This is a genomic window from Pseudomonas sp. GW821-FHT07F01 (assembly GCF_059418825.1).
In genome coordinates, this window is the sequence record NZ_JBWKQO010000005.1 from 176318 (window position 1) to 197464 (window position 21147).

Sequence of the window (21147 nt, forward strand, 5' to 3'; positions counted from 1 at the left end):
TCCATGCAAGGCGCGTCGCTTCGTCATCAGCAACCCGCACCCGGCCGCAAGCCGGTGCCGCGGGGTGCCAGCCGAATGGTGGCCAAAGAGCCGATGTCGGCGCGCCTGCCGAAAGCCAACTTCGGCTTTCTGAAAAGCCTGTTCTGGCCGGTGCTGCTGGTGGCTCTGGGGTTTGGCACCTACGAAGGGGCCCAGCGCCTGCTGCCGTACGCCGACCGCCCGATCACCAAGATCGCGGTGCAGGGGGACTTGAGCTACATCAGCCAGCAGGCGGTGCAGCAGCGGATCGCGCCTTATGTCGCGGCGAGCTTCTTCACCATCGACCTGGCGAGCATGCGCACCGAGCTGGAGCAGATGCCCTGGATCGCCCACGCCGAGGTACGTCGGGTGTGGCCGGACCAAGTGGTGATTCGCCTGGAAGAACAACTGCCGGTGGCCCGCTGGGGCGACGAAGCGCTGTTGAACAACCAGGGCCAGGCCTTCACCCCGCGTGAACTGGCGAACTATGAGCACTTGCCGCAGTTGTTCGGGCCGCAGCGGGCCCAGCAGCAAGTGATGCAGCAGTATCAGGTGTTGAGCCAGATGCTGCGGCCGCTGGGCTTTTCGATCGCCCGTCTGGAGCTGCGCGAGCGCGGCAGCTGGTTCCTGACCACCGGCGCCGGCAGTGCCGGCCCGGGTATCGAACTGCTCCTGGGCCGCGATCACCTGGTGGAGAAGATGCGCCGCTTCATTGCCATTTATGAAAAAACGCTGAAAGAACAGATCACGAACATCGCGCGCATCGATCTGCGCTACGCCAACGGCCTGGCCGTTGGCTGGCGCGATCCGGCGGCACCCACGACGGCGCAACCTGCCGTCGCGAAGAATTAAGAAGAGGCAGGACCATGGCAAATGTGCAAAGCGGCAAAATGATCGTCGGCCTGGATATCGGTACCTCCAAGGTTGTGGCGCTGGTGGGCGAAGTCGCGGCCGATGGCTCGCTGGAAATCGTCGGCATCGGCACCCATCCTTCCCGCGGCCTGAAGAAGGGCGTGGTGGTGAATATCGAATCCACCGTGCAGTCGATCCAGCGTGCGGTGGAAGAGGCGCAACTGATGGCGGGCTGCCGTATCCACTCGGCGTTCGTCGGTGTGGCGGGCAATCACATCCGCAGCCTGAACTCCCACGGCATCGTGGCGATTCGCGACCGTGAAGTCAGCTCGGCGGACCTGGAGCGGGTCCTCGACGCTGCCCAGGCCGTGGCGATCCCGGCTGACCAGCGGGTTCTGCACACCCTGCCGCAGGATTACGTGATCGACAACCAGGAAGGCGTGCGTGAACCCCTGGGCATGTCCGGCGTACGCCTGGAAGCCAAGGTGCACGTGGTCACCTGTGCAGTGAATGCCGCGCAGAATATCGAAAAATGCGTGCGCCGCTGCGGCCTGGAAATCGACGACATCATCCTCGAGCAACTGGCTTCGGCCTACTCGGTGCTCACCGACGACGAGAAAGAGCTGGGCGTGTGCCTGGTGGACATCGGCGGCGGCACCACCGACATGGCGATCTTCACCGAAGGCGCGATCCGCCACACCGCGGTGATTCCGATTGCCGGCGACCAGGTGACCAACGACATCGCCATGGCCCTGCGTACCCCGACCCAGTACGCCGAGGAAATCAAGATCCGTTACGCCTGCGCCCTGGCCAAGCTGGCCGGTGCCGGCGAAACCATCAAGGTGCCAAGCGTTGGCGACCGCCCACCGCGCGAACTCTCGCGCCAGGCCCTGGCCGAGGTGGTCGAACCGCGTTACGACGAACTGTTCACCCTGATCCAGGCCGAACTGCGCCGCAGTGGCTACGAAGACCTGATCCCGGCGGGCATCGTGCTCACTGGCGGCACTTCGAAGATGGAAGGCGCGGTGGAACTGGCCGAGGAAATTTTCCACATGCCGGTTCGCCTGGGCGTGCCCCACAGTGTCAAGGGCCTGTCCGACGTGGTGCGCAACCCGATCTATTCCACCGGTGTCGGCTTGCTGCTGTACGGGCTGCAGAAACAGTCCGACGGCATCTCGTTCTCCGGCATCGGCAGCCGCGACAGCTACAGCAGCGACGAGCCCAAGGCGGCACTGCTCGATCGCATCAAGAGCTGGGTGCAGGGCAACTTCTAAAGATTTACCGCAACACCGTTTCAAAGCAGTAGGCAGTAGGCGAAAAACTAGAGAAATGAAAGGAGAGGGAAAATGTTCGAACTCGTAGACAACATCCCGCAAAGTCCGGTAATCAAGGTTATCGGTGTTGGCGGTGGCGGCGGCAACGCGGTCAATCACATGGTCAAGAGCAACATCGAAGGCGTCGAGTTCATCTGCGCCAACACTGATGCTCAAGCGCTGAAAAACATCGGCGCGCGGACCATCCTGCAACTGGGGACCGGCGTGACCAAGGGCCTGGGTGCGGGTGCCAATCCGGAAGTCGGCCGTCAAGCCGCCCTGGAAGACCGCGAGCGTATCGCTGAAGTACTGGCGGGCACCAACATGGTGTTCATCACCACCGGCATGGGCGGCGGTACCGGTACCGGTGCGGCGCCGATCATTGCTGAAGTGGCCAAGGAAATGGGCATCCTCACCGTTGCGGTGGTGACCCGTCCGTTCCCGTTCGAAGGCCGCAAGCGCATGCAGATCGCCGATGAGGGCATCCGCGCGCTGAGCGAAAGCGTCGACTCGTTGATCACCATCCCCAACGAGAAACTGCTGACCATCCTCGGCAAGGACGCCAGCCTGCTGTCGGCTTTCGCCAAGGCGGACGACGTGTTGGCCGGTGCCGTTCGCGGTATTTCCGACATCATCAAGCGTCCGGGCATGATCAACGTCGACTTCGCCGACGTACGTACCGTGATGAGCGAAATGGGCATGGCGATGATGGGCACTGGCTGCGCCAGCGGTCCGAACCGTGCACGTGAAGCCACTGAAGCGGCGATTCGCAACCCGCTGCTGGAAGACGTGAACCTGGAAGGCGCACGCGGCATCCTGGTGAACATCACCGCCGGTCCTGACTTGTCCCTGGGCGAGTACTCCGACGTGGGTAGCATCATCGAGGCCTTCGCTTCCGAACACGCCATGGTCAAGGTCGGTACCGTTATCGATCCGGACATGCGCGACGAGCTGCATGTAACCGTAGTGGCCACCGGCCTGGGCGCAAAAATCGAGAAGCCTGTGAAGGTCATCGACAACACCGTCCAGACTTCCATGTCCGCCCAGTCGCAAGCGCCAGCCCCTGCTCGCCAGGAACTGCCGTCGGTGAACTACCGTGACCTGGACCGTCCGACCGTCATGCGCAATCAGGCGCAGTCGAACGCGGCGACCGCGGCGAAGCTGAATCCGCAAGATGATCTGGACTACCTGGACATCCCGGCATTCCTGCGTCGTCAGGCCGATTGATGGAATGCATCAGGGGTATTAGGGTGATTGGTGTTCAGCAAAGGCATGGTCTGCTATTATCGCCAGCCTTTGTTGATACCAGTTCGCAATTTGCGCTGAAGCGGCCCAAGCCATGATTAAACAACGCACCCTGAAGAATATTATCCGTGCCACAGGTGTAGGCCTGCATTCCGGGGAGAAGGTATACCTGACCCTCAAGCCTGCGCCTGTCGACACCGGCATTGTGTTTTGTCGTGCCGACCTGGACCCTGTGGTGCAGATTCCTGCTCGCGCGGAAAATGTTGGCGAAACCACGATGTCGACCACTCTGGTCAACGGTGACGTCAAAGTGGACACGGTGGAGCACTTGCTCTCGGCCATGGCTGGCCTGGGCATCGATAACGCCTACGTCGAGCTCTCCGCGTCTGAAGTCCCGATCATGGATGGCAGTGCCGGACCCTTCGTATTCCTGATTCAATCTGCTGGCCTCGAAGAACAGGACGCAGCTAAAAAGTTCATCCGCATCCTTCGTGAAGTGACCGTGGAAGACGGCGACAAGCGCGCCACTTTCGTGCCTTTCGATGGTTTTAAAGTGAGCTTCGAGATCGATTTCGATCACCCGGTTTTCCGTGACCGCACCCAGAGTGCAAGCGTGGACTTCTCCAGTACTTCGTTTGTAAAAGAAGTCAGCCGCGCCCGTACCTTTGGTTTCATGAGTGATATCGAGTACCTGCGCAAGCACAACCTCGCACTCGGCGGCAGCGTGGAAAACGCAATTGTGGTCGATTCGGATGGCGTACTGAATGAAGACGGTCTTCGCTACGAAGACGAATTCGTCAAGCACAAGATCCTGGATGCAATTGGCGACCTCTACCTGCTGGGCAACAGCCTGATAGGTGAGTTCAAAGGCTTCAAGTCGGGCCATGCACTGAACAACCAGCTACTGCGCAAGTTGATTGAGCAGAAAGATGCCTGGGAAGTCGTGACCTTCGAAGATGCCAGCACTGCACCGATCTCTTACATGCGTCCGGTTGCGGCCGTGTAAGTCACTCTCTCTTTCCTTTTGTTTTTGAAGGCCATCCCCCCCGGATGGCCTTTTTTTATGCCTGCGGTTTCAAGCGCCGCGCTTGGAGCCGCCCTGGGACATGTTGGAAACCACCCGGTTGCGCCCGCTGTACTTGGCCTGATACAGCGCCTTGTCGGCGTCGCTCACCCATTGTTCAAGACCGATATCGGCGTTACCCGACCAGGTGTTGATGCCAATGCTCACGGTCAGCGGCGCGGCGTGTTCGCTGATGGCCGGCAAGGCGGCGATGCTGGTGCGGATCTTCTCGGCGAGTACGGCGGCGCCGGCAATGTCGGTTCCTGGCAGGATGACCGCAAACTCCTCGCCGCCATAGCGCGCCGCCAGGTCCGATGGGCGCCCGACGCAGGCGCCAATGCTCTGTGCCACCGCACGCAAGGCCTGGTCCCCCAGCGGATGGCCGAAGCGGTCGTTGAAGGATTTGAAGTGATCGACATCGACCATCAATAGCGACAACGGCAGGTTGGCGCGCCGGGCCCGCGACCATTCGTTGCCCAGCACCTGGTCCAGGGTCCGGCGATTGGCCAGGCCGGTGAGGGCATCGACGGCTGCCAGGCGCGCCAGTTCCTGCTCGGCGCTCTGCCGGCGCCGCAGTTCGCGGCACAACTGCCAGGTCAGCCAGAACAGGGCGATGCAGAGGGCGCCAGTGGCGCCGCTGATCAGCACCGCGGTGCGTTGCCAGGCTCCGAAGACCTCGTCAATGGACAGCGCGACAATCACGATCAGGGGCAGATCGCCGACCTGGGAAAAGGTGTACAGCCGCTGCTTCTGATCAACGCTGGAGACGCTGCTGAAGCTGCCGTTGCCTTCACGCAGAATGCGGACGAAGTTGGGGCGGCTGCTGAAGTTCTTGCCTATCAGGTCGTCTGCCAGCGGCGGTTGCTGGGCCAGCAGAACGCCGTCGCGGCTCACCAGGTTGATCGTACCGTTGCGACCGATATCCAGATTTCTGAACAGCTCGTTGAAGTAGCTCAGGCGCATGGCCGCTTCGGCCACCCCGATGAACTGGCCATGCTCGTCGCTGAGCCGGCGGCTGAAGCTGATCCGCCAGTCGTGATCGGCGGTGCGCGCGCGGAACGGCGGGCTGATCATCATCCTCGGGTCCGGATTGTCGATGTGCGATCGAAAGTACTCGCGATCGGCGTAGTTGCCCGTGCGCGGCACGACCGAGGCCGAGTCGGCCAGCACGTCGCCGTGCCTGTCCAGCAGCAGGATGTCGCCCTTGTAGGGCGCTGCGGTGGCCCGGTCGAACAGCGCCAGGTGACGTATGGACGCCGAAACATCCTTCAGATCGTCACGTTGCGCGGCACTGATCAGTCCCTTGAGAGACAGGTCGTAGAGCTCGACGTTGCGCAATACATCGGCGTCGATCAGTTGCACGATGTTGTTGGCGGCACGTGTGGCAGCCTGTTCGGCAGCGGCGTGTTCGCGGATCAACAGGTAGGTGACGATGCCGAGAATGGCTACAACGATCAGCGAGCTGGAGAGGATCAGCAGGCGCTCGGTATTTGACGCGATCTTCCCTGTGCGGGGTGTCGCACTACTCACGTTCATGATTTTGATTTCTGCTGCGTCGACAGTTTTGAGTCTAGTGTGGACGTGGGCTACAGAAATCGGTCACGCCTGCGCGCTTGTATAAATCTCCGATAAAAAAAAGACCAGCAAAACATGCTGGTCTTTTTGTTTGGGCGGCTTAGAAGACGTTGATCGGGTAGTCGAGGATCACCCGGTATTCGTCGGTGTCGTTGTCCAGCGCGCCGTAGCCGTTGCCGCCACGGTTGGTGGCCCACTGCAGGCGTACGGCGAGGTCCTTGGCGCTGCCGCCCTGCACCACGTACTTGAGGTCCAGGTCGCGCTCCCAGTGCTTGGCGTTCTTGCCGTCGGCGCTGTACCAGCTGGCATAGCCGCGGCTGGCCGGATCGACCTTGGTCAGGTCCAGCTCGCCGCGCGAGTAGGAGAGCGCCGAAGTCAGGCCCGGCAGGCCGAGACCGGCAAAGTCATAGGCGTACTTGAGCTTCCACGAACGCTCGTTGGGGCCGTTGAAGTCCGAATACTGCTGGGAGTTGTCCAGGTAGATGCTGTCGCCCTGGGCGATGTAGTCGAACGGTGTGTTGCCGTTGACCCGCTGATAGGCCGCGGTGACGCTGTGGTTACCCACGCCGACGGTGAAGTGCAGGCTGTAGGTGTTGTTGTCGATGTTGCCCAGCAGCGCCTGGCCGGTGTCCTGAGTGTGATAGAAGTGCAGGCCCGGGTTGAGGCTGACCAGTTCGTTGACCGCGTAGGTGTAGTCCAGGTCGTAGTAGTACTGGTTCCAGATGTCCTTGAGTTCGGACGCGTAGAGGCTGCTGGTCAGCCCTGGCACGCCGCTCCAGGCCACACCGGCCCAGTTCAGGTGCAGGCTCTCGTCGCCCTCGCGCAGGCTGCCGTAGGAAGTACCGATGCGTTTGTGTCCGCTCTGGTTGTACGGCTTGGTGAAGCTGGCCTGGCCGCCCTCGATCAACCAGCCGTCGAAGCTGTGGTTGGTCAGGCTCACGCCGCGGAAGGTCTGGGGCAGCATGCGGCTCATGCCGCCGGCGATCACCGGGTTGTTGAGGAACAGGTCGCCAGCCTTGAGCTCGGTATCGAAGGCCCGCATTTTCAAGGTGGCGCCGGCGGTGGAGAACGAGCCGGGTGCCTTGTGCCGGCCATCGTCGCTGATAGGCAGGATGCTTGACTTGGTGGTGCCGCCACCACCGTCCAGCTTGAGGCCGAGCATGGCGTTGGCATCAAGGCCGAAACCCACGGTGCCCTGGGTGTAGCCCGACTCGAAGACGCCGAGAAAACCCTGGCCCCATTCGATGTTGTCTTTGTTCTGCTGCAGGCGGTTGCGGTTCATGTAGTAGTTGCGGGCGTTGAGCTTGAGGCTCGAACCCTCGACAAAACCCTCGGCCTTGGTTTCTTCGGCCGCTTGCCCGAGTGTCGGGATCGTTGCGGCGATTGCAATGAACAGGGGGCTGATCTTCAGTGAGGTCTTGAACAACGTTTAGCTCCTTTGGTGAACGACAATGGCTTCTTATTGTGAATTCGGGTGTTTCTTGTTCTGGGTATGACGAGTGTGCAGAGGGTTTCTATACGGCAAAAAAAAGCCGCTGAACTCAGCGGCTTTAAGACAACTTACTCCCGGGTTGAAAGCAGAGAAGTTGTCGAGGGAAACAAGTCGAAAGCTAGGATCAACTGTCTTTCTGAGTGTCGCTCTTGCTTTGCTCGGCAGTGATCTTCTGGGCTTGCTGAGTGTTTTGCTGCTGGGCTGCCTGGGCGATCTGGGCTTGTTCGAAAGCGGCGGCGCGTGCGGCATTTCTTGCCACGAATCCCTGGGATTCTTCGGCCATGGCCATTGGTGCCACGAACAGGGAAGACAAAACAAACGCGCTGGCGATACCCATACTGTTGGACATTTCTGAAGACCTTCTTGCAGAGCAAGTTCAATTCGGTGCGACAAAAATATAACCACGTGGCTGCTGGAAAAAGAGCCGAACAGGATAAGGACTGTTACAAAAAAAACAATAGTAGGAGCTGGCTTGCCAGCGAACGCGTCCTATCGCCTTGCGCCGGATGTGTTGACGCCTTCGTCGGCAAACCGGCTCCTACAGAATCCGAGAATCCGAGAATCCCGAGTCAGAGAGGCAGGTACAGGCCGAAGGTATTGATGCCCCGGTCACTGCGCACGAACACATCGCCGCCATGCATCAGGGCGATGGCCTTGACGATGGCCAGCCCCAGGCCGTGATTGGCACCGCTGTTGCTGCGCGAGGCATCCACCCGGTAGAAGCGCTCGAACAGCCGTGGCAGGTGTTCACTGGCAATGTCCTGCCCCGGGTTGCTGACGGCGATCGCCACCTGGTGTTCCTGGACCTCGATCCGCACCTGGATCACTTCCCCGGCTGCGGTGTGCTGCACCGCGTTGCTCAGCAGGTTGATCAGGGCCCGGCGCAGGTGGGCAACCTCGATCCGCACCTGGGCATCGCCCTGGACCTCGACCCTGACCTGGGCGTCTTCGAGGATGAAGTCCAGGTAGTCCAGGGTCGTTGCCACTTCCGCCGCCAGGGAACTGGTGGTGAGCTTGGTGGCCTTGCTGCCCTGGTCGGCACTGGCCAGGAACAGCATGTCGTTGATGATCGAACGCAGCCGCTCCAGCTCTTCGAGGTTCGATTGCAGTACCTCGAAGTAATGCTCCGCCGAGCGCCCCCGGGTCAGGGCGACCTGGGTCTGGCCGATCAGGTTGGTCAGGGGCGAGCGCAGTTCGTGGGCCACATCGGCGTTGAACGACTCCAGGCGCGAGTAGGCGTGTTCGACCCGTTCCAACGTGGAGTTGAAGGAATTGACGAACTGCTTCAGTTCCGGCGGCAGTGGCGACAATTGCAGGCGCCCGGACAGCCGTGGCGGTGCCAGGCGCTGGGCTTCCTGGGAGAGCTTGATCAGCGGCTTGAGGCCGATCCGCGCCACCCAGTAGCCCAGGGCCGAGGCCAGCAGCACGCCGACAATGGCCAGGCCGATCAGGGCCATCAGCAACTGATGCTGGGTCTGGTGGAAGGTGTCGGTGTCGATGGCGATCAGAAAGCGCAGGGCCGGGCGCTGTTCCTTGGCCGGCAACTGGCTGACCAGGACTTTCAGCGGATAGGGGTGATCGCTCAGGTTCAGGTCACGCATGCCCAGGGGGCCTTGGGCGAATTCGCGGATCTGCGCGTCGGGGCTGCCGTATTCATAGCCGGGGTCGCCGCTGATGGCCCAGAAGCGGATGCGCTTGTCTTCCTCGCTCAGCAGCTTGAGCTTGGCGTTGATCTTGGCCCAGTGCTCGGGGTTGCCGTAGCGGGTCAGGGCCGACTCCAGCACGCTGTAGCGCGCATCCAGTTCGGCTTCCGGGAGCAGCCCCAGGCCCTTGTCCACCTGCTGGTAGAGGGCCCCGCCAATCAGCAGGAAGATCAGCAGCGCCACCAGAGTGAACAGCCCGCTCAGGCGCAGGGCGATGGAGTTACTCGGCACCGCGGCTCTCCAGTACATAGCCCATGCCACGGATGGTGTGCAGCAGTTTCTGTTCGAAGGGGCCGTCGAGCTTGGCCCGCAGGCGCTTGATCGCCACTTCGACGACATTCGCGTCGCTGTCGAAATTGATGTCCCAGACCATTTCAGCGATGGCGGTCTTGGACAGGATCTCGCCCTGGCGCCGGGCCAGCACGCTGAGCAGGGAAAACTCCTTGGCGGTCAGGTCCAGGCGGCTGCCGGCACGGCTGGCCTTGCGGCTGATCAGGTCGATCCACAGGTCGGCGATGCTGATCTGCACCGGCTCATGCCCACCGCTGCGACGGGTCAGGGCTTGCAGGCGGGCCACCAGTTCAAGGAAGGAGAAGGGCTTGCCCAGGTAGTCGTCGGCGCCATCGCGCAGGCCCTTGATGCGGTCTTCCACGCGTTCGCGGGCGGTGAGCATGATCACCGGGGTCTGCTTGCGCGCACGCAGTGCTCGCAATACGCCAAAGCCATCCAGGCCGGGCAGCATCACATCCAGCACTATCACGGCATAGTCGCCCTCCAGAGCCATGTGCAGGCCTTCGACGCCGTCCCGGGCCAGGTCGACGGTGTAGCCTTGCTCGGTCAACCCGCGGTGCAGGTAATCGGCCGTTTTTTCTTCGTCTTCGATAATCAGAACGCGCATGACCCGCCTCAGGTAGTGGTGGCCGGCAACAGGGCCGGCTGGGGCCGGTGGAACAGCCGCTCAAGCCACAAGTATATGACCGGCGTGGTGAACAGCGTCAGGGCCTGGCTGACCAGCAGGCCGCCCACCACGGCAATCCCCAGGGGCTGGCGCAGTTCGGCACCGGCGCCGTAGCCGAGCATCAGCGGCAGGGCACCGAGCAGGGCGGCCAGGGTGGTCATGATGATCGGCCGGAAGCGGGTGATGCAGGCCTGGTAGATCGCCTCCTCGGGAGGCAGGCCGCCGTGGCGCTGGGCTTCCAGGGCAAAGTCGATCATCAGGATGCCGTTCTTCTTGACGATTCCGATCAGCAGCACCAGGCCGATCAGCGCCATGATGGAAAAGTCCTGGCCGCACAGCCAGAGCATCAGCAAGGCGCCCAGCCCGGCCGAGGGCAGGGTGGAAATGATGGTCAAGGGATGCACGAAGCTTTCGTACAGCACCCCGAGAATGATGTACACCGCCACCAGCGCCGCCAGGATCAGGTACGGCTGGCTGGCCAGCGAGCTCTGGAAGGCCTGGGCCGCGCCCTGGAAATTGCCGCTGATGGCCGTTGGCATGCCGATCTCGCTCTTGGCCTGGTTGAGCAGGATGACCGCATCGCCCAGGGCCACGCCGGGGGCCAGGTTGAAGGACAGGTTGGCCGCCGGGAACATGCCGTCGTGGGCAATCGACAGCGGGCCGATGGTGGGCGCATCGAAGCGCGCCAGGGCAGAGAGCGGGACCATTTCTCCGGTCAGCGGCGAGCGCAGGTAGAAGTAGTTGAGGCTCTCGGCCTTGCCCCGTTGCTGGGTGTCGAGTTCAAGGATCACGTTGTACTGGTTGATCTCGGTCTGGAACTCGTTGATCTGGCGCTGGCCGAAGGCGTCGTACAGTGCCTCGTCGACATCGCTGGCGGTAAGGCCGAAACGCGCGGCAGCCGTGCGATCGATATGGATGTGGGTGATGCTGCCGCCCAGTTGCAGGTCGTTGGAGATGTCACGGAAGGCCGGGTTGCTGCGCAGCTTTTCCGTCAGGCGCTGGGTCCAGGTGCTCAGGGTCGGGCCGTCGTTGCTTTTCAGTACGTACTGGTACTGGGCGCGGCTGGGACCAGAGCTGAGGTTGATGTCCTGGCCGGCCCGCAGGTACAGGACAATGCCGGGCACCTTCATCAGTTGCGGGCGGATGCGGTCGATGAAGGCACTGGCAGACACGTCCCGGTCGCCACGGTTCTTGAGGGAAATCCAGAAGCGGCCGTTGGCGATGGTCTGGTTGCTGCCCGAGACCCCCACGGAGTGGGAGAAGGCCTGCACTGCCGGATCGGCGGCGACTATCTCGGCCAGCGCCTGGTGCTTTTTCACCATGTCCGGGTAGGAAATGTCCGCCGCAGCCTCGGTAGTACCGAGCACGAAGCCGGTGTCCTGCACGGGGAAGAAGCCCTTGGGGATCAGGATATAGCCGGCAATGGCCATGCTCAGGGTCAGGCCGAAGATCCCCAGCATCAGTTTCTGGTGGGCCAGGGCCTTGCGCAGGCCGCGCTCGTAGACCGCCAGCAGGCGCTCGCCGAAGCCCGGCTTGGCATGGGCCGGGTGCACCGGCGCGCGCATGAACAGGGCCGCCAGGGTGGGGGCCAGGGTCAGCGAGACCACCACCGAAATCATGATGGTGGAAGTGGCGGTCAGGGCGAACTCCTTGAACAGCCGGCCCACCACGCCGCCCATGAACAGCAGGGGAATGAACGCCGCCACCAGGGAGAAGCTGATGGAGACCACGGTGAAGCCGATCTCGCCGGCGCCCTTGATTGCCGCCTCGCGCATGCCGTCGCCGGCTTCCAGGTGGCGGTGGATGTTCTCCACCACGACGATGGCGTCATCCACCACAAAGCCCACGGCCACGACAATGGCCACCAGGGTCAGGTTGTTCAGGCTGAAGCCCAGCACGTACATCAAGGCGAAACTGGCGGTCAGGGACACGCCCAGCACCGCGGAGACGATCAGGGTTGCCGACCACTGGCGCAGGAACAGCGCCATCACCGCCACCACCAGCAGCACGGCGATCAGCAGGGTGATCTCCACTTCGTGCAATGAGGCGCGGATGGTCTGGGTCCGGTCCACCAGCACCTTGACCTGCACCGAGGCCGGGAGCATGGCCTCCAGGCCTGGCAGGGCAGCCTGGATGCGGTCCACGGTCTCGACGATATTGGCCCCGGGCTGGCGCGAGATCACCAGGTTGACCCCCGGTTGGTCGCCGGACCAGGCCTGGACGTAGGCATCTTCCGAACCGTTGACTACCCGCGCCACATCCTGCAGGTGCACGGGGGCACCGTCCTTGTAGGAAACGATCAACTGGCCGTATTCCTCGGGATGGAACAACTGGTCGTTGGTGGACAGGGTGGAGATGCTCGACTCGCCGTACAGTGCACCCTTGGCCAGGTTGAGGCTGGTCTGCTGGATCGCCAGGCGGATGTCGGCCAGGGTCAGGCCGATGGCCGCCAGTTTGTCCGCCGAAGCCTGGACCCGGATCGCCGGGCGCTGCTGGCCGGTGATGTTGATCTGGCCGACCCCGTCGATCTGGCTGATCTGTCGGGCCAGCAGGGTTTCCGCGTAGTCACTGAGCTCGGTGCCGGGCATCTGCGTCGAACTGATGCTGAGGATCAGCACCGGGCTGTCCGCCGGGTTGACCTTCTTCCAGGTGGGCAGGGTGGGCATGTCCTTGGGCAACTTGCCAGCGGCGGTGTTGATCGCCGCCTGCACTTCCTGGGCGGCGGTGTCGATGCTCTTGTTCAAGGTGAATTGCAGGGTCAGCAAGGACGAGCCCAGGGCGCTGCTGGAGGTCATCTGGGTCATGCCGGGAATGGCGCTGAATTGCACCTCCAGGGGCGTGGCCACGGAAGAGGCCATGGTGTCCGGGCTGGCACCGGGCAGGGCGGCGGACACCTGGATGGTCGGGAACTCGGCCTCTGGCAGCGGCGCCACCGGCAGGCGCGGGAAGGCAATGGCGCCCAACAGTACCAGGGCGAAGGTCAGCAGGACGGTGGCAACCGGATGGTCGACGCACCAGGCGGACACCGAGCCATGGCCCTTCATGGCTGGGGCTCCGTCGCCTGTACCACCTGGGGTGGATCGCTCAGTACCTGGACCTCGGAGCCGGGCTTGAGCCGCGACTGGCCGTCACTGACCAGCACATCGCCAGCCTGGACCCCGGAAATGATGTTCAACCCGCTGTCCTGATACACCACCTGCACCGGCACGACTTCCACCTGCTGGCCCTTGACCCGGTACACGAAGTGCTGGTCCAGGCCGCGCTGGACCACGGTCGGCGGTACGGTGAGGGCGTTCTGGTCCAGGGCGGTCTGGATTTTCACCGTCACCAGTTGCCCGGGCCACAGCTGCTGCTGGGCGTTGCTGAACTCCGCCTTGGCGCGGATGGTGCCGGTCCCGGCGTTGATCTGGTTGTCGATCAGGGTCAGGTGGCCGTTGCCCAGCAGGGCCCCGGCGCTGTTGCTGTCAGCGCCGAGGAACGCCTTGACCGCCGCCGGGTCCTGGGCGCGGATCAGTTGCTGCAGGGTTGGCAGCATTTGCTGGGGCAGGGAAAACTCCACGGCAATCGGGTCGATCTGGGTCACCGAGAACAGGCCCTGGGTATCGCTCATGCGCAGGAAGTTGCCTTCATCAACGGTACGAATCCCCACCCGGCCGCTGACGGGAGAGCGGATCTGAGTGTAGGAAAGCTGTACCTGAGCGGCATCAATGGCAGCCTGGTTACCCTGGGCCGTGGCGTTGAGCTGATTGACCAGGGCCACTTGCTGGTCATAGGTCTGCTTCGAGATGCCGTCATCCACCGACAGCAGCTTGTAGCGCTTGAGGTTGATCTGGGCCACCTGCAACTGGGCCTGGTTCTGCGCCAGCTGGGCCCGGGCCTGATCGAGGTTGGCGCGTATCGAACGATCATCGATGGTCGCCAGCAGGTCGCCGGTCTTGACCAGTTGCCCCTCCTTGACCAGCAGCCGGGTCAGGATGCCATCCACCTGTGGGCGAATCACCACGCTGTGCAGCGACAGCACCGTGCCGATGCCGCTGGCGTAACGCGGCACATCCTGCTGGTGCACGCTGACCACCCGTACCGGAATGGCCGTGGGCGCGGCCAGCCTGGCAGTGGCGGGCTTGTTCAGGAACCACGCGAGGCCGGCGATGAGCACCACGAGTACCGCTGCGGTCACGACTGTTTTCTTGGCAATGGGCATGGGGTGAGAGCGCCGGGCAATGATGTCGGAAGGATGGCCATGATCTGGGCACAGTTATAGCCCGACAACCCGGTCAGCACCGTGACGGCCAGCTGTCAGCGCTGTCAGAAAACTCCCGGTGGGCCCTGATCAAAGATGGCTGGCGCACAGGTATACTGGCGCCCACTGCGGCCTGCACCCCGGCGCGGATTTCCTTTCTCTCCTGGAGTTTCCATGACTTCCCCTGCACAACCCGCTGCGGATGACGCCCTGAACGTCGACCCGGCCGCCGACGCAACCGCTACCGACACCCCGAGCACAGCGGCGATCCCGGCGTTCAAGTTTCCCTTCAAGCCTTCCGAGTTTGCTCCTGCCAAGAATGCCCAGCAGCCCTGGTACAAAAATGGTGCCAGCAACGGACACACCAAGACCCCCGGCGCAGCGCCTCCCGGCACTCGTCGCTCCATGGGCAAACGCTGATATCGCCGACATTCGCAGAAAAAATCCCGATTTGCGCTTTTTTAATCGCAATGATGGCTAATTGCTTTAAACCTGAGCTGGATCAGTATTTGTGGCATCAGTGCGCTTAGAGTCAGCAGCCCTGCCGACTCCACCCAACACATACGAGCGCGCTATCCATGAAGATCAACCTTCCGGTTACTGGGCGAAACGTGGACTTTGCCCCTGATGCGAATATCCTTTCGACCACTGATCTGACTAGCGCGATCACCTACGCCAACCCTGATTTCATCAAGATCAGTGGCTACAGCCGTGAGGAGTTGCTGGGCTCGCCGCATAACCTGTTGCGCCACCCGGACATGCCCTCCGCGGCCTTCGCCCACATGTGGCGCACCCTCAAGCGCGGCCGTTCGTGGATGGGCATGGTGAAGAACCGTTGCAAGAACGGCGATCACTATTGGGTCAGTGCCTATGTCACGCCCGTGACCCGCGATGGCCAGGCGGTGGAATACCAGTCGGTGCGCACCAAACCCAGCGTCCGTCAGATCGAGGCGGCGGAGCGGGCCTATGCCCAGCTCAACGGTGCCGGCCCCTCGTGGTGGAGCCTGTTGCCGGTGATCAGCCTGCGGTTGCGTCTCTGGGCCTCCATCAGCGCCGGCTTCATCGGCAGCTACGGCGTTTCAGTGTGGCTGCTGCCCGAATCCTGGATGGTCCAGGGGGCCGTGATGGCCATGGGGTGGTGCCTGAGCCTGACGGCGGTCGGCGTGCAAGCGCGTCCACTGGATCGATTGGCCGAGCGCGCCCGGCAGATCGGTGACAACCCCTTGAGCCAGGGCATCTATACCGGCCGTACCGACGAGTTCGGGCGCATCGAGTTCGCCCTGCAGATGCTCGAAGCCCAGGTGGGCGCGGTAGTGGGGCGCATCGGCGATGCGTCCCAGCGCCTGGAGGGGCATGCCGCGGAACTGGTGGAGCATCTGCACAGCAGCCACAACAGCACCCTGGAGCAGCAGGCGGAAACCGATCAGGTGGCGGCGGCCATTCACCAGATGGCGGCCAGCGTCGCCGAGGTCGCCACCCATGCCCAGCAGGCCTCGGTGGCGGCGGACCAGGCGGAAAGCGAAACCCGTGAGGGCCACCTGCTGGTGGGCGAAAGCCGCAGTGCGGTGCTGCGCCTGGCCAGCGAGCTGGAGCGGGCCACCGAGGTCATCCATCAACTGGAAAGCCATAGCACCGACATTTCCGGGGTGCTGGAGGTGATCCGCAGCATCGCCGAGCAGACCAACCTGCTGGCCCTGAATGCGGCAATCGAGGCGGCGCGGGCCGGGGAGCAGGGCCGGGGTTTTGCCGTGGTCGCCGATGAAGTGCGCGGGCTGGCCCAGCGTACCCAGGATTCCACCAACGAGATCCAGCGCATGATCAGCACCCTGCAAATGGGCGCGCGCAATGCGGTGGAGGCCATGCAGCACAGCAGCCAGCACCTGGAGAGCAGTGTCGACCAGGCCAAGCGCGCGGCGGTGGCCCTGGACGGCATCAGCCAGCGGGTCAACCAGATTACCGAGATGAGCTTGCAGATCGCCGCAGCGGTGGAAGAGCAGAGCGCAGTCAGCGAGGACATCAACCGCAACATCATCGGCATTCGCAATGCCTGTGAGGCGACCGTCAGTGCCGGCCAGCTCAGCCACGTCAACTCAGGCGACGTGGCCGGGCTGGCGGGGGACTTGCGGCAACTGGCCCTGGAGTTCTGGCACAAGCGCGGCTAGGGCTGTTCGCCGACCCGCCGTTGTCCGCGGCTCAGGCGGCGCGCAGGGAAATGAAGGCGTAGTCCAGAGGCGTTTCACTGACTACCTGGGCACCGGCGGCCTGGACCTGACCGGCGATATCGTCTCCGGACAGGTGAAAGCGCCAGGGCTGGCTCGGTGTTCCGGGTGGTGCAGCCTGGACCTGGTCGATGGCGTTAGCCAGGGCGCCCATGTCCGGCAGGTAAGCGGTGAAACCGTCGCCCTTGAGCGCTGTGGTGCGAATGCCCAGCAAGGCGCAAATGGCTTCCTTGGTGTGGATGTCGTCACGGTCGGCCTGGCGCGAGCGGCGGATCAGCTCGGCCAGCTCCTGATCCACCAGTTCATTCCCCAGAATCAGTTGCGGGCCCTGTTCCCAGGATTCCGGCGGGCATTCCTTGGCCTGCGGGTTGAGGGGAATGTGCGGATTGATTTCCATGGGGTAGATGCGGCACACCAGTGGCCGGCGCTGGTAGATGCGGCACAGCTGGTCTTCGTCAAGATTCCGGCAGGGGCCGACGTTGTAGGCGGCGAAGGTGATCGCCACATAGGCTTCGGTGGCGCCACTGCGGACCCGGCAGGAACGGCGTTCGGCGTGCTCGCGCTGCTGCATCGGCAGCCCCAGGCCATTGCCGAGGAAGGCTTCCACCAGAATGATCACCTGGCCGCCGTCGGCCGCCCAGTCGCGGGCTTCCAGCAGGGTCAGGGGCACGTGGTGATCGTTGCAGCATTTGCCGCAGCCGACGCAGGAAAACTGAGTGTTCATTGCACGAAGCGCCTTGTGGATCAGCAGGAGTCAGGTGGGAAAACCGTCATGGACGCTACCCGGGTCCATGCCGAAGCAAGTTATGCGCCATTCACCGGGCCTTGAGGGCCGGCCGGATCGAGTCCCACTCGCTGACCGCAGCCTGGCCGGTCTGCCTGTTGTACAGGCACAGTTCGATGCCCGATTGGCCGCGCATGTGTTTCTGCGGGTAGCGGCCTTGCAGCAACAGGGCGCTGACGCCGACCTGGTCGGGAAATTGCGCGATGGTTCCCACGGGTTTGGGGTTTTGCAGGCCGCTGGCCTGGGTACAGCTGATTCGGATGGCCTGCTCCAGGGCGGCCCAGGCATCGTCGCTGGAGGCGCTGGCCTGGCCGGTGAGGGTGGCCAGGCAGAGCAGGCACAGAGTCTTGGCGTTCATGGGGGCGGCTCCTTGGGGCGCAGGGGCTTTGGGATCGCCGCGGCTGATCCGGCCGTTCGCAGCCTTCGGCGGCAGCTACAGGATAGTGACCGGCGGATCAGTCGAGGGTTTCGTGACGCACGATGTACATGCCGACGCTTTCGTAGAGGCGCCGGGCCCCCAGGTTGCCTTCCAGTACCCGCAGATCGACGCAGCCTTCCCGGCGTTCGGCGAACAGGATGAAGGCTTGCTGCAGCAAGGCGCGCCCCAGGCCCTGGCCGCGCGCTCGGGGGTGTACCACCAGGTCCTTGATGTAGGCGCTGGTCCAGCACTGGGCGACGCCGATCACACCTTCGGCATCCCGGGCCACCAGGCACAGTTCGGGGTCGTATTCGGCATCGCTCTCGAAGGCCTGGCGCCAGCTGTCCAGCACCGGGACGTCGCCGCCACCGTCCTGGTAGCCCAGATGCATCAACTGATGCACAGCCTGCGCATGCTCGGGGCTGTAGTTGTACACAGTGATGCCGGCAGGCCACTGCGGCGCTGCCAATGGGGCAGTGAGATCGCGGCGCATCAACAAACAGTGGATCTGGCTCATGCCTCAGGCGCCCTGGGTGGCAATGGTCTTGGCTGCGTCGATCAGGCAGCGGGTCAGTTCTGGCGAGGAAAACTTGGTGAGCACGGCGTTGGCACCGGCCACACGGGCTTTCTCGCTGTTCATGGCGCTGTCCAGGGAGGTGTGCAGCAGCACGTAGAGGTGGGCGAAGTCCGGGGTTTCCCGCAGGGTGCGGGTCAGGGCGTAGCCGTCCATCTCCGACATCTCGATGTCCGAGACAATCAGGTTGATCTCGTTGGCCGTGCCTTGCAGTTCCAGCAGGCAGTCGATGGCTTCCTTGGCGCTGCGGGCGGTGTGGCATTGCAGGCCGAGGTTGCGCAAGGTGTGTACCGATTGCTGCAGTGCCACCTGGCTGTCGTCCACCACCAGGATCCGCGCGTTGCCCAGGGCTTCGGCGTCTTCCATGCTCAGCTCGGTGGGCGCCATCTCGATCTGGGCCGGGGCGATGCCATGGATCACTTTCTCGATATCCAGTACCTGCACCAGGGTGCCGTCCACTTGGGTCACCCCGGTGATGTAGGACTTGAGGCCGCCGGAACCGAAGGGCGGTGGACGGATATCGGTGGTCAGGCAATGCACGATCTTGCTCACGGCCTGCACGTGCAGGCCCTGTTTGGAGCGGCTGACGTCAGTGACGATCAGGCAGCCGCTGTCGGGGTCGGCCAGGGGCCGCTCGCCGATGGCCCGGCTGAGGTCGATCACCGACAGCGAGTTGCCCCGCAGGGTGGCGATGCCTTTCACGTGGGGGTGGGATTCGGGCAGCTTGGTCAGCGGCGGGCAGGGAATGATTTCACTGACTTTAAGCAGGTTGATTGCCATCAGCTTGCCGCTGCGCAAGGTAAACAGCAGAAGCGATAGCGAATCTGCGCGGGCTTTGTTGGAGGACATAAAAACCTTCTCTGGAGAAAATTGGCTCGTGGCACGGGCCACGGACAACCATTGATAACGGGTTATCGACGTGTTCAGGGCTGGCTTTAGCGGTGTTCCCGCTTTCCGTCGGCGGCGCGACCCTGGCCGGCAAGCCGGCTCCTGCAGAGGGGCGGGGCGCTTTGTCGGCGCTGGCGTTTACCGCAGGCCCAGGCGCTTGGCCAGGCGGCTCAGGTTGGCCCTGTCCAAGCCTAGCTCACGGGCGGCGCTGGCCCAGTTGTGCTGGTGCCGCTCCAGGCAACTGCTGATCAGTTGGCGCTGGTAGTGGTCGGTGGCCTGGCGCAGGTCGCCGGCTACGGCAGGCATGGCCTGGGTTGCACCAGCAGGCTCGACGGGGGCGCTGGTTCTTTCGCTGGCCCGGGGCAGGTCCAGATCGCCGGCATCCAGGCTGAGGATCTTCGGTCGCTCGGGGTGGTTGCCCAGCGCTTTCAGAGCGCTGCGCCCGATCAAGTGCTCCAGCTCGCGAACGTTGCCCGGCCAGTGGTAGGCCAGCAGCGCCTGTTGCGCCTCAGCGCTCAGGCGCAGGCTGCCCAGGCCCATGCGCGAGCGGTTCTGTTCCAGGAAGTAGCCACTGAGCAGCAGCACATCGCGGCCGCGCTCGCGCAGTGCCGGCACCCGTAGGGGGTAGACGCTGAGACGGTGGTAGAAGTCGGCACGATAGCGGCCGTTGCGCACTTCTTCCGCCAGATCGCGGTTGGTGGCGGCAATCAGGCGCACGTCGACCCGATGCTCCTGGTCCGACCCCAGGCGTTGCAGTTGGCCGCTTTGCAGCACCCGCAGCAGTTTGGCCTGTACTGTCAGCGACAACTCGCCCACTTCATCGAGAAACAGCGTGCCGCCATTGGCCAGTTCGAATTTTCCCCGGCGATCCTGGGTGGCCCCGGTGAAGGCGCCGCGCACGTGGCCGAACAGCTCGCTCTCCACCAGGGTGTCGGGCAGGGCCGCGCAGTTGAGGCTGATGATCGGCTGCTCGGCCCGGGGCGAAGCCGCGTGGATAGCCTGGGCGACCAGTTCCTTGCCGACGCCGGTTTCTCCGGTGATCAGCACCGTCAGGTCGCTGCCGCCCACCAGCTTGATTTCCTCCAGCAAGCGTTTGTGGGCCTTGCTCTGGCCGATCATCTCGCGGTTCTGCCCGCTGGCCTGGCGATAGACCTCGGCCCGCTGGTGCTCGTTTTCGGCGCGCTGGGCCAGGCGTTCGATGCGCTGGGCGGCGCTGACCGTTGCGGCGGCGAGGCTGGCGAAGGCTTGCAGGGCATCCAGCTCAATGGGTTCGAAGCGCTGCGGGTCCAGGGCATCGAGGGTCAGCAGGCCCCAGGGGCGCTCGTCGACGAACAGCGGGCAGCCCATGCAGTCATGCACTTCCAGGTGATCATCGAGCCCTTCCACCAGGCCGTCGTAGGGGTCGGGCAAGTCGCTGTCGCTGGCAAAGCGGGTCGGGCCCGGGCTGCTGAGCAGGGCGGCGAAGCGCGGATGCTCGCTGACCTTGAAACGGCGGCCCAGGGTGTCGGTGCTCAAGCCGTTGACCGCCAGGGGCACCAGCCACTCGCCATCCAGGCGTAGCAGTGCGGTGGCATCGCAGGGCAGCAGGGCGCGCAGAGCTTCCAGCAGGCGGCGATAGCGCTCGCCTTCGGGCAGTTCGCGGGACAGGTCGGTGACCAGGGGAAGCAGGGCGGTGAGCAGGGATTTTGCAGTCATAATGACTCCGTGGTGTCTTAATGACTATAAAAGACAGAGTGTCTTTATGACTATATTTATTTTAACTTGTTGATATTTAACGTATTTATTTTTGGCACGAAAACTGATTA

17 protein-coding genes and 2 pseudogenes are annotated in these 21147 nt (G+C 63.3%); 7 read left to right on the forward strand and 12 right to left on the reverse strand.

All coding sequences use genetic code 11. The features are described 5' to 3' along the window. Positions 1-3 precede the first annotated feature (3 nt). From AC07R1_RS19125 to lpxC, 4 genes are all read left to right on the forward strand, one after another. Positions 4-870 (forward strand): cell division protein FtsQ/DivIB, encoded by an 867-nt coding sequence (locus tag AC07R1_RS19125; protein WP_015636926.1) that lies wholly within the window; start codon positions 4-6, stop codon positions 868-870. A 14-nt stretch (positions 871-884) separates the two neighbouring features. Next, positions 885-2144 (forward strand): cell division protein FtsA, encoded by a 1260-nt coding sequence (gene ftsA, locus AC07R1_RS19130; RefSeq protein ID WP_011063306.1) that lies wholly within the window; start codon positions 885-887, stop codon positions 2142-2144. Positions 2145-2216: 72 nt separating this feature from the next. Next, positions 2217-3410, forward strand: coding sequence for a cell division protein FtsZ (gene ftsZ, locus AC07R1_RS19135; protein WP_011063305.1), 1194 nt, complete (start codon positions 2217-2219; stop codon positions 3408-3410). Between the two features lie 112 nt (positions 3411-3522). Next, the gene (gene lpxC / locus AC07R1_RS19140) at positions 3523-4434 is read left to right on the forward strand and encodes a UDP-3-O-acyl-N-acetylglucosamine deacetylase (protein ID WP_011063304.1); all 912 of its coding nucleotides are present in this window, start codon (positions 3523-3525) and stop codon (positions 4432-4434) included. A 69-nt stretch (positions 4435-4503) separates the two neighbouring features. Here the strand turns inward: lpxC and AC07R1_RS19145 are convergent, their stop codons facing one another. The 7 genes from AC07R1_RS19145 to AC07R1_RS19175 all read right to left on the reverse strand — a co-directional run bounded on the left by AC07R1_RS19145 (position 4504) and on the right by AC07R1_RS19175 (position 14420). Continuing rightward, a complete protein-coding gene (locus AC07R1_RS19145) occupies positions 4504-6027 on the reverse strand; it encodes a sensor domain-containing diguanylate cyclase (RefSeq protein ID WP_495110846.1) in 1524 nt (507 codons plus the stop codon). 139 nt (positions 6028-6166) lie between these two features. Beyond that, positions 6167-7492 carry an OprD family porin gene (locus AC07R1_RS19150; RefSeq protein WP_258611146.1) on the reverse strand — a complete coding sequence of 442 codons (1326 nt, stop codon included), beginning with the start codon at positions 7490-7492 and terminating at the stop codon, positions 6167-6169. A 190-nt stretch (positions 7493-7682) separates the two neighbouring features. After that, the gene (locus AC07R1_RS19155) at positions 7683-7907 is read right to left on the reverse strand and encodes a hypothetical protein (RefSeq protein ID WP_011063301.1); all 225 of its coding nucleotides are present in this window, start codon (positions 7905-7907) and stop codon (positions 7683-7685) included. A gap of 220 nt (positions 7908-8127) precedes the next feature. Next, positions 8128-9492 carry a heavy metal sensor histidine kinase gene (locus AC07R1_RS19160; protein ID WP_041119787.1) on the reverse strand — a complete coding sequence of 455 codons (1365 nt, stop codon included), beginning with the start codon at positions 9490-9492 and terminating at the stop codon, positions 8128-8130. Next, positions 9482-10159, reverse strand: a complete 678-nt coding sequence (locus AC07R1_RS19165; protein ID WP_011063299.1) for a heavy metal response regulator transcription factor — start codon at positions 10157-10159, stop codon at positions 9482-9484. Before AC07R1_RS19165 ends, AC07R1_RS19160 begins: the two co-directional genes overlap by 11 nt. Before the next feature lie 8 nt (positions 10160-10167). Beyond that, positions 10168-13263: a multidrug efflux RND transporter permease subunit gene (locus tag AC07R1_RS19170; RefSeq protein WP_072450917.1), complete on the reverse strand. Its 3096-nt coding sequence runs from the start codon at positions 13261-13263 to the stop codon at positions 10168-10170. Next, a complete protein-coding gene (locus AC07R1_RS19175; protein ID WP_495110847.1) occupies positions 13260-14420 on the reverse strand; it encodes an efflux RND transporter periplasmic adaptor subunit in 1161 nt (386 codons plus the stop codon). Before AC07R1_RS19175 ends, AC07R1_RS19170 begins: the two co-directional genes overlap by 4 nt. A 213-nt stretch (positions 14421-14633) precedes the next feature. On the opposite strand from AC07R1_RS19175, the gene AC07R1_RS19180 reads away from it, so the two are divergent. From AC07R1_RS19180 to AC07R1_RS19190, 3 genes and pseudogenes are all read left to right on the forward strand, one after another. Beyond that, positions 14634-14879, forward strand: coding sequence for a hypothetical protein (locus tag AC07R1_RS19180; protein ID WP_011063296.1), 246 nt, complete (start codon positions 14634-14636; stop codon positions 14877-14879). A 158-nt stretch (positions 14880-15037) separates the two neighbouring features. Then, positions 15038-15319: pseudogene (locus tag AC07R1_RS19185) on the forward strand (PAS domain-containing protein); the annotation flags it as partial. Positions 15320-15631: 312 nt separating this feature from the next. Further along, positions 15632-16621: pseudogene (locus AC07R1_RS19190) on the forward strand (methyl-accepting chemotaxis protein); the annotation flags it as partial. Between the two features lie 31 nt (positions 16622-16652). Here the strand turns inward: AC07R1_RS19190 and AC07R1_RS19195 are convergent. From AC07R1_RS19195 to norR, 5 genes are all read right to left on the reverse strand, one after another. Continuing rightward, complete coding sequence (locus AC07R1_RS19195) at positions 16653-17402, reverse strand: YkgJ family cysteine cluster protein (RefSeq protein ID WP_220223238.1); 750 nt, start codon at positions 17400-17402, stop codon at positions 16653-16655. A gap of 91 nt (positions 17403-17493) precedes the next feature. Further along, positions 17494-17820: a hypothetical protein gene (locus AC07R1_RS19200; RefSeq protein WP_015636919.1), complete on the reverse strand. Its 327-nt coding sequence runs from the start codon at positions 17818-17820 to the stop codon at positions 17494-17496. A 97-nt stretch (positions 17821-17917) separates the two neighbouring features. Beyond that, complete coding sequence (locus AC07R1_RS19205) at positions 17918-18397, reverse strand: GNAT family N-acetyltransferase (RefSeq protein WP_220223237.1); 480 nt, start codon at positions 18395-18397, stop codon at positions 17918-17920. Positions 18398-18400: 3 nt separating this feature from the next. Continuing rightward, complete coding sequence (locus tag AC07R1_RS19210) at positions 18401-19303, reverse strand: chemotaxis protein (RefSeq protein WP_065365220.1); 903 nt, start codon at positions 19301-19303, stop codon at positions 18401-18403. A gap of 177 nt (positions 19304-19480) precedes the next feature. Continuing rightward, entirely contained in the window at positions 19481-21037 is a 1557-nt protein-coding gene (gene norR, locus AC07R1_RS19215) for a nitric oxide reductase transcriptional regulator NorR (RefSeq protein WP_401024863.1), read from the reverse strand. Positions 21038-21147: the final 110 nt, after the last annotated feature.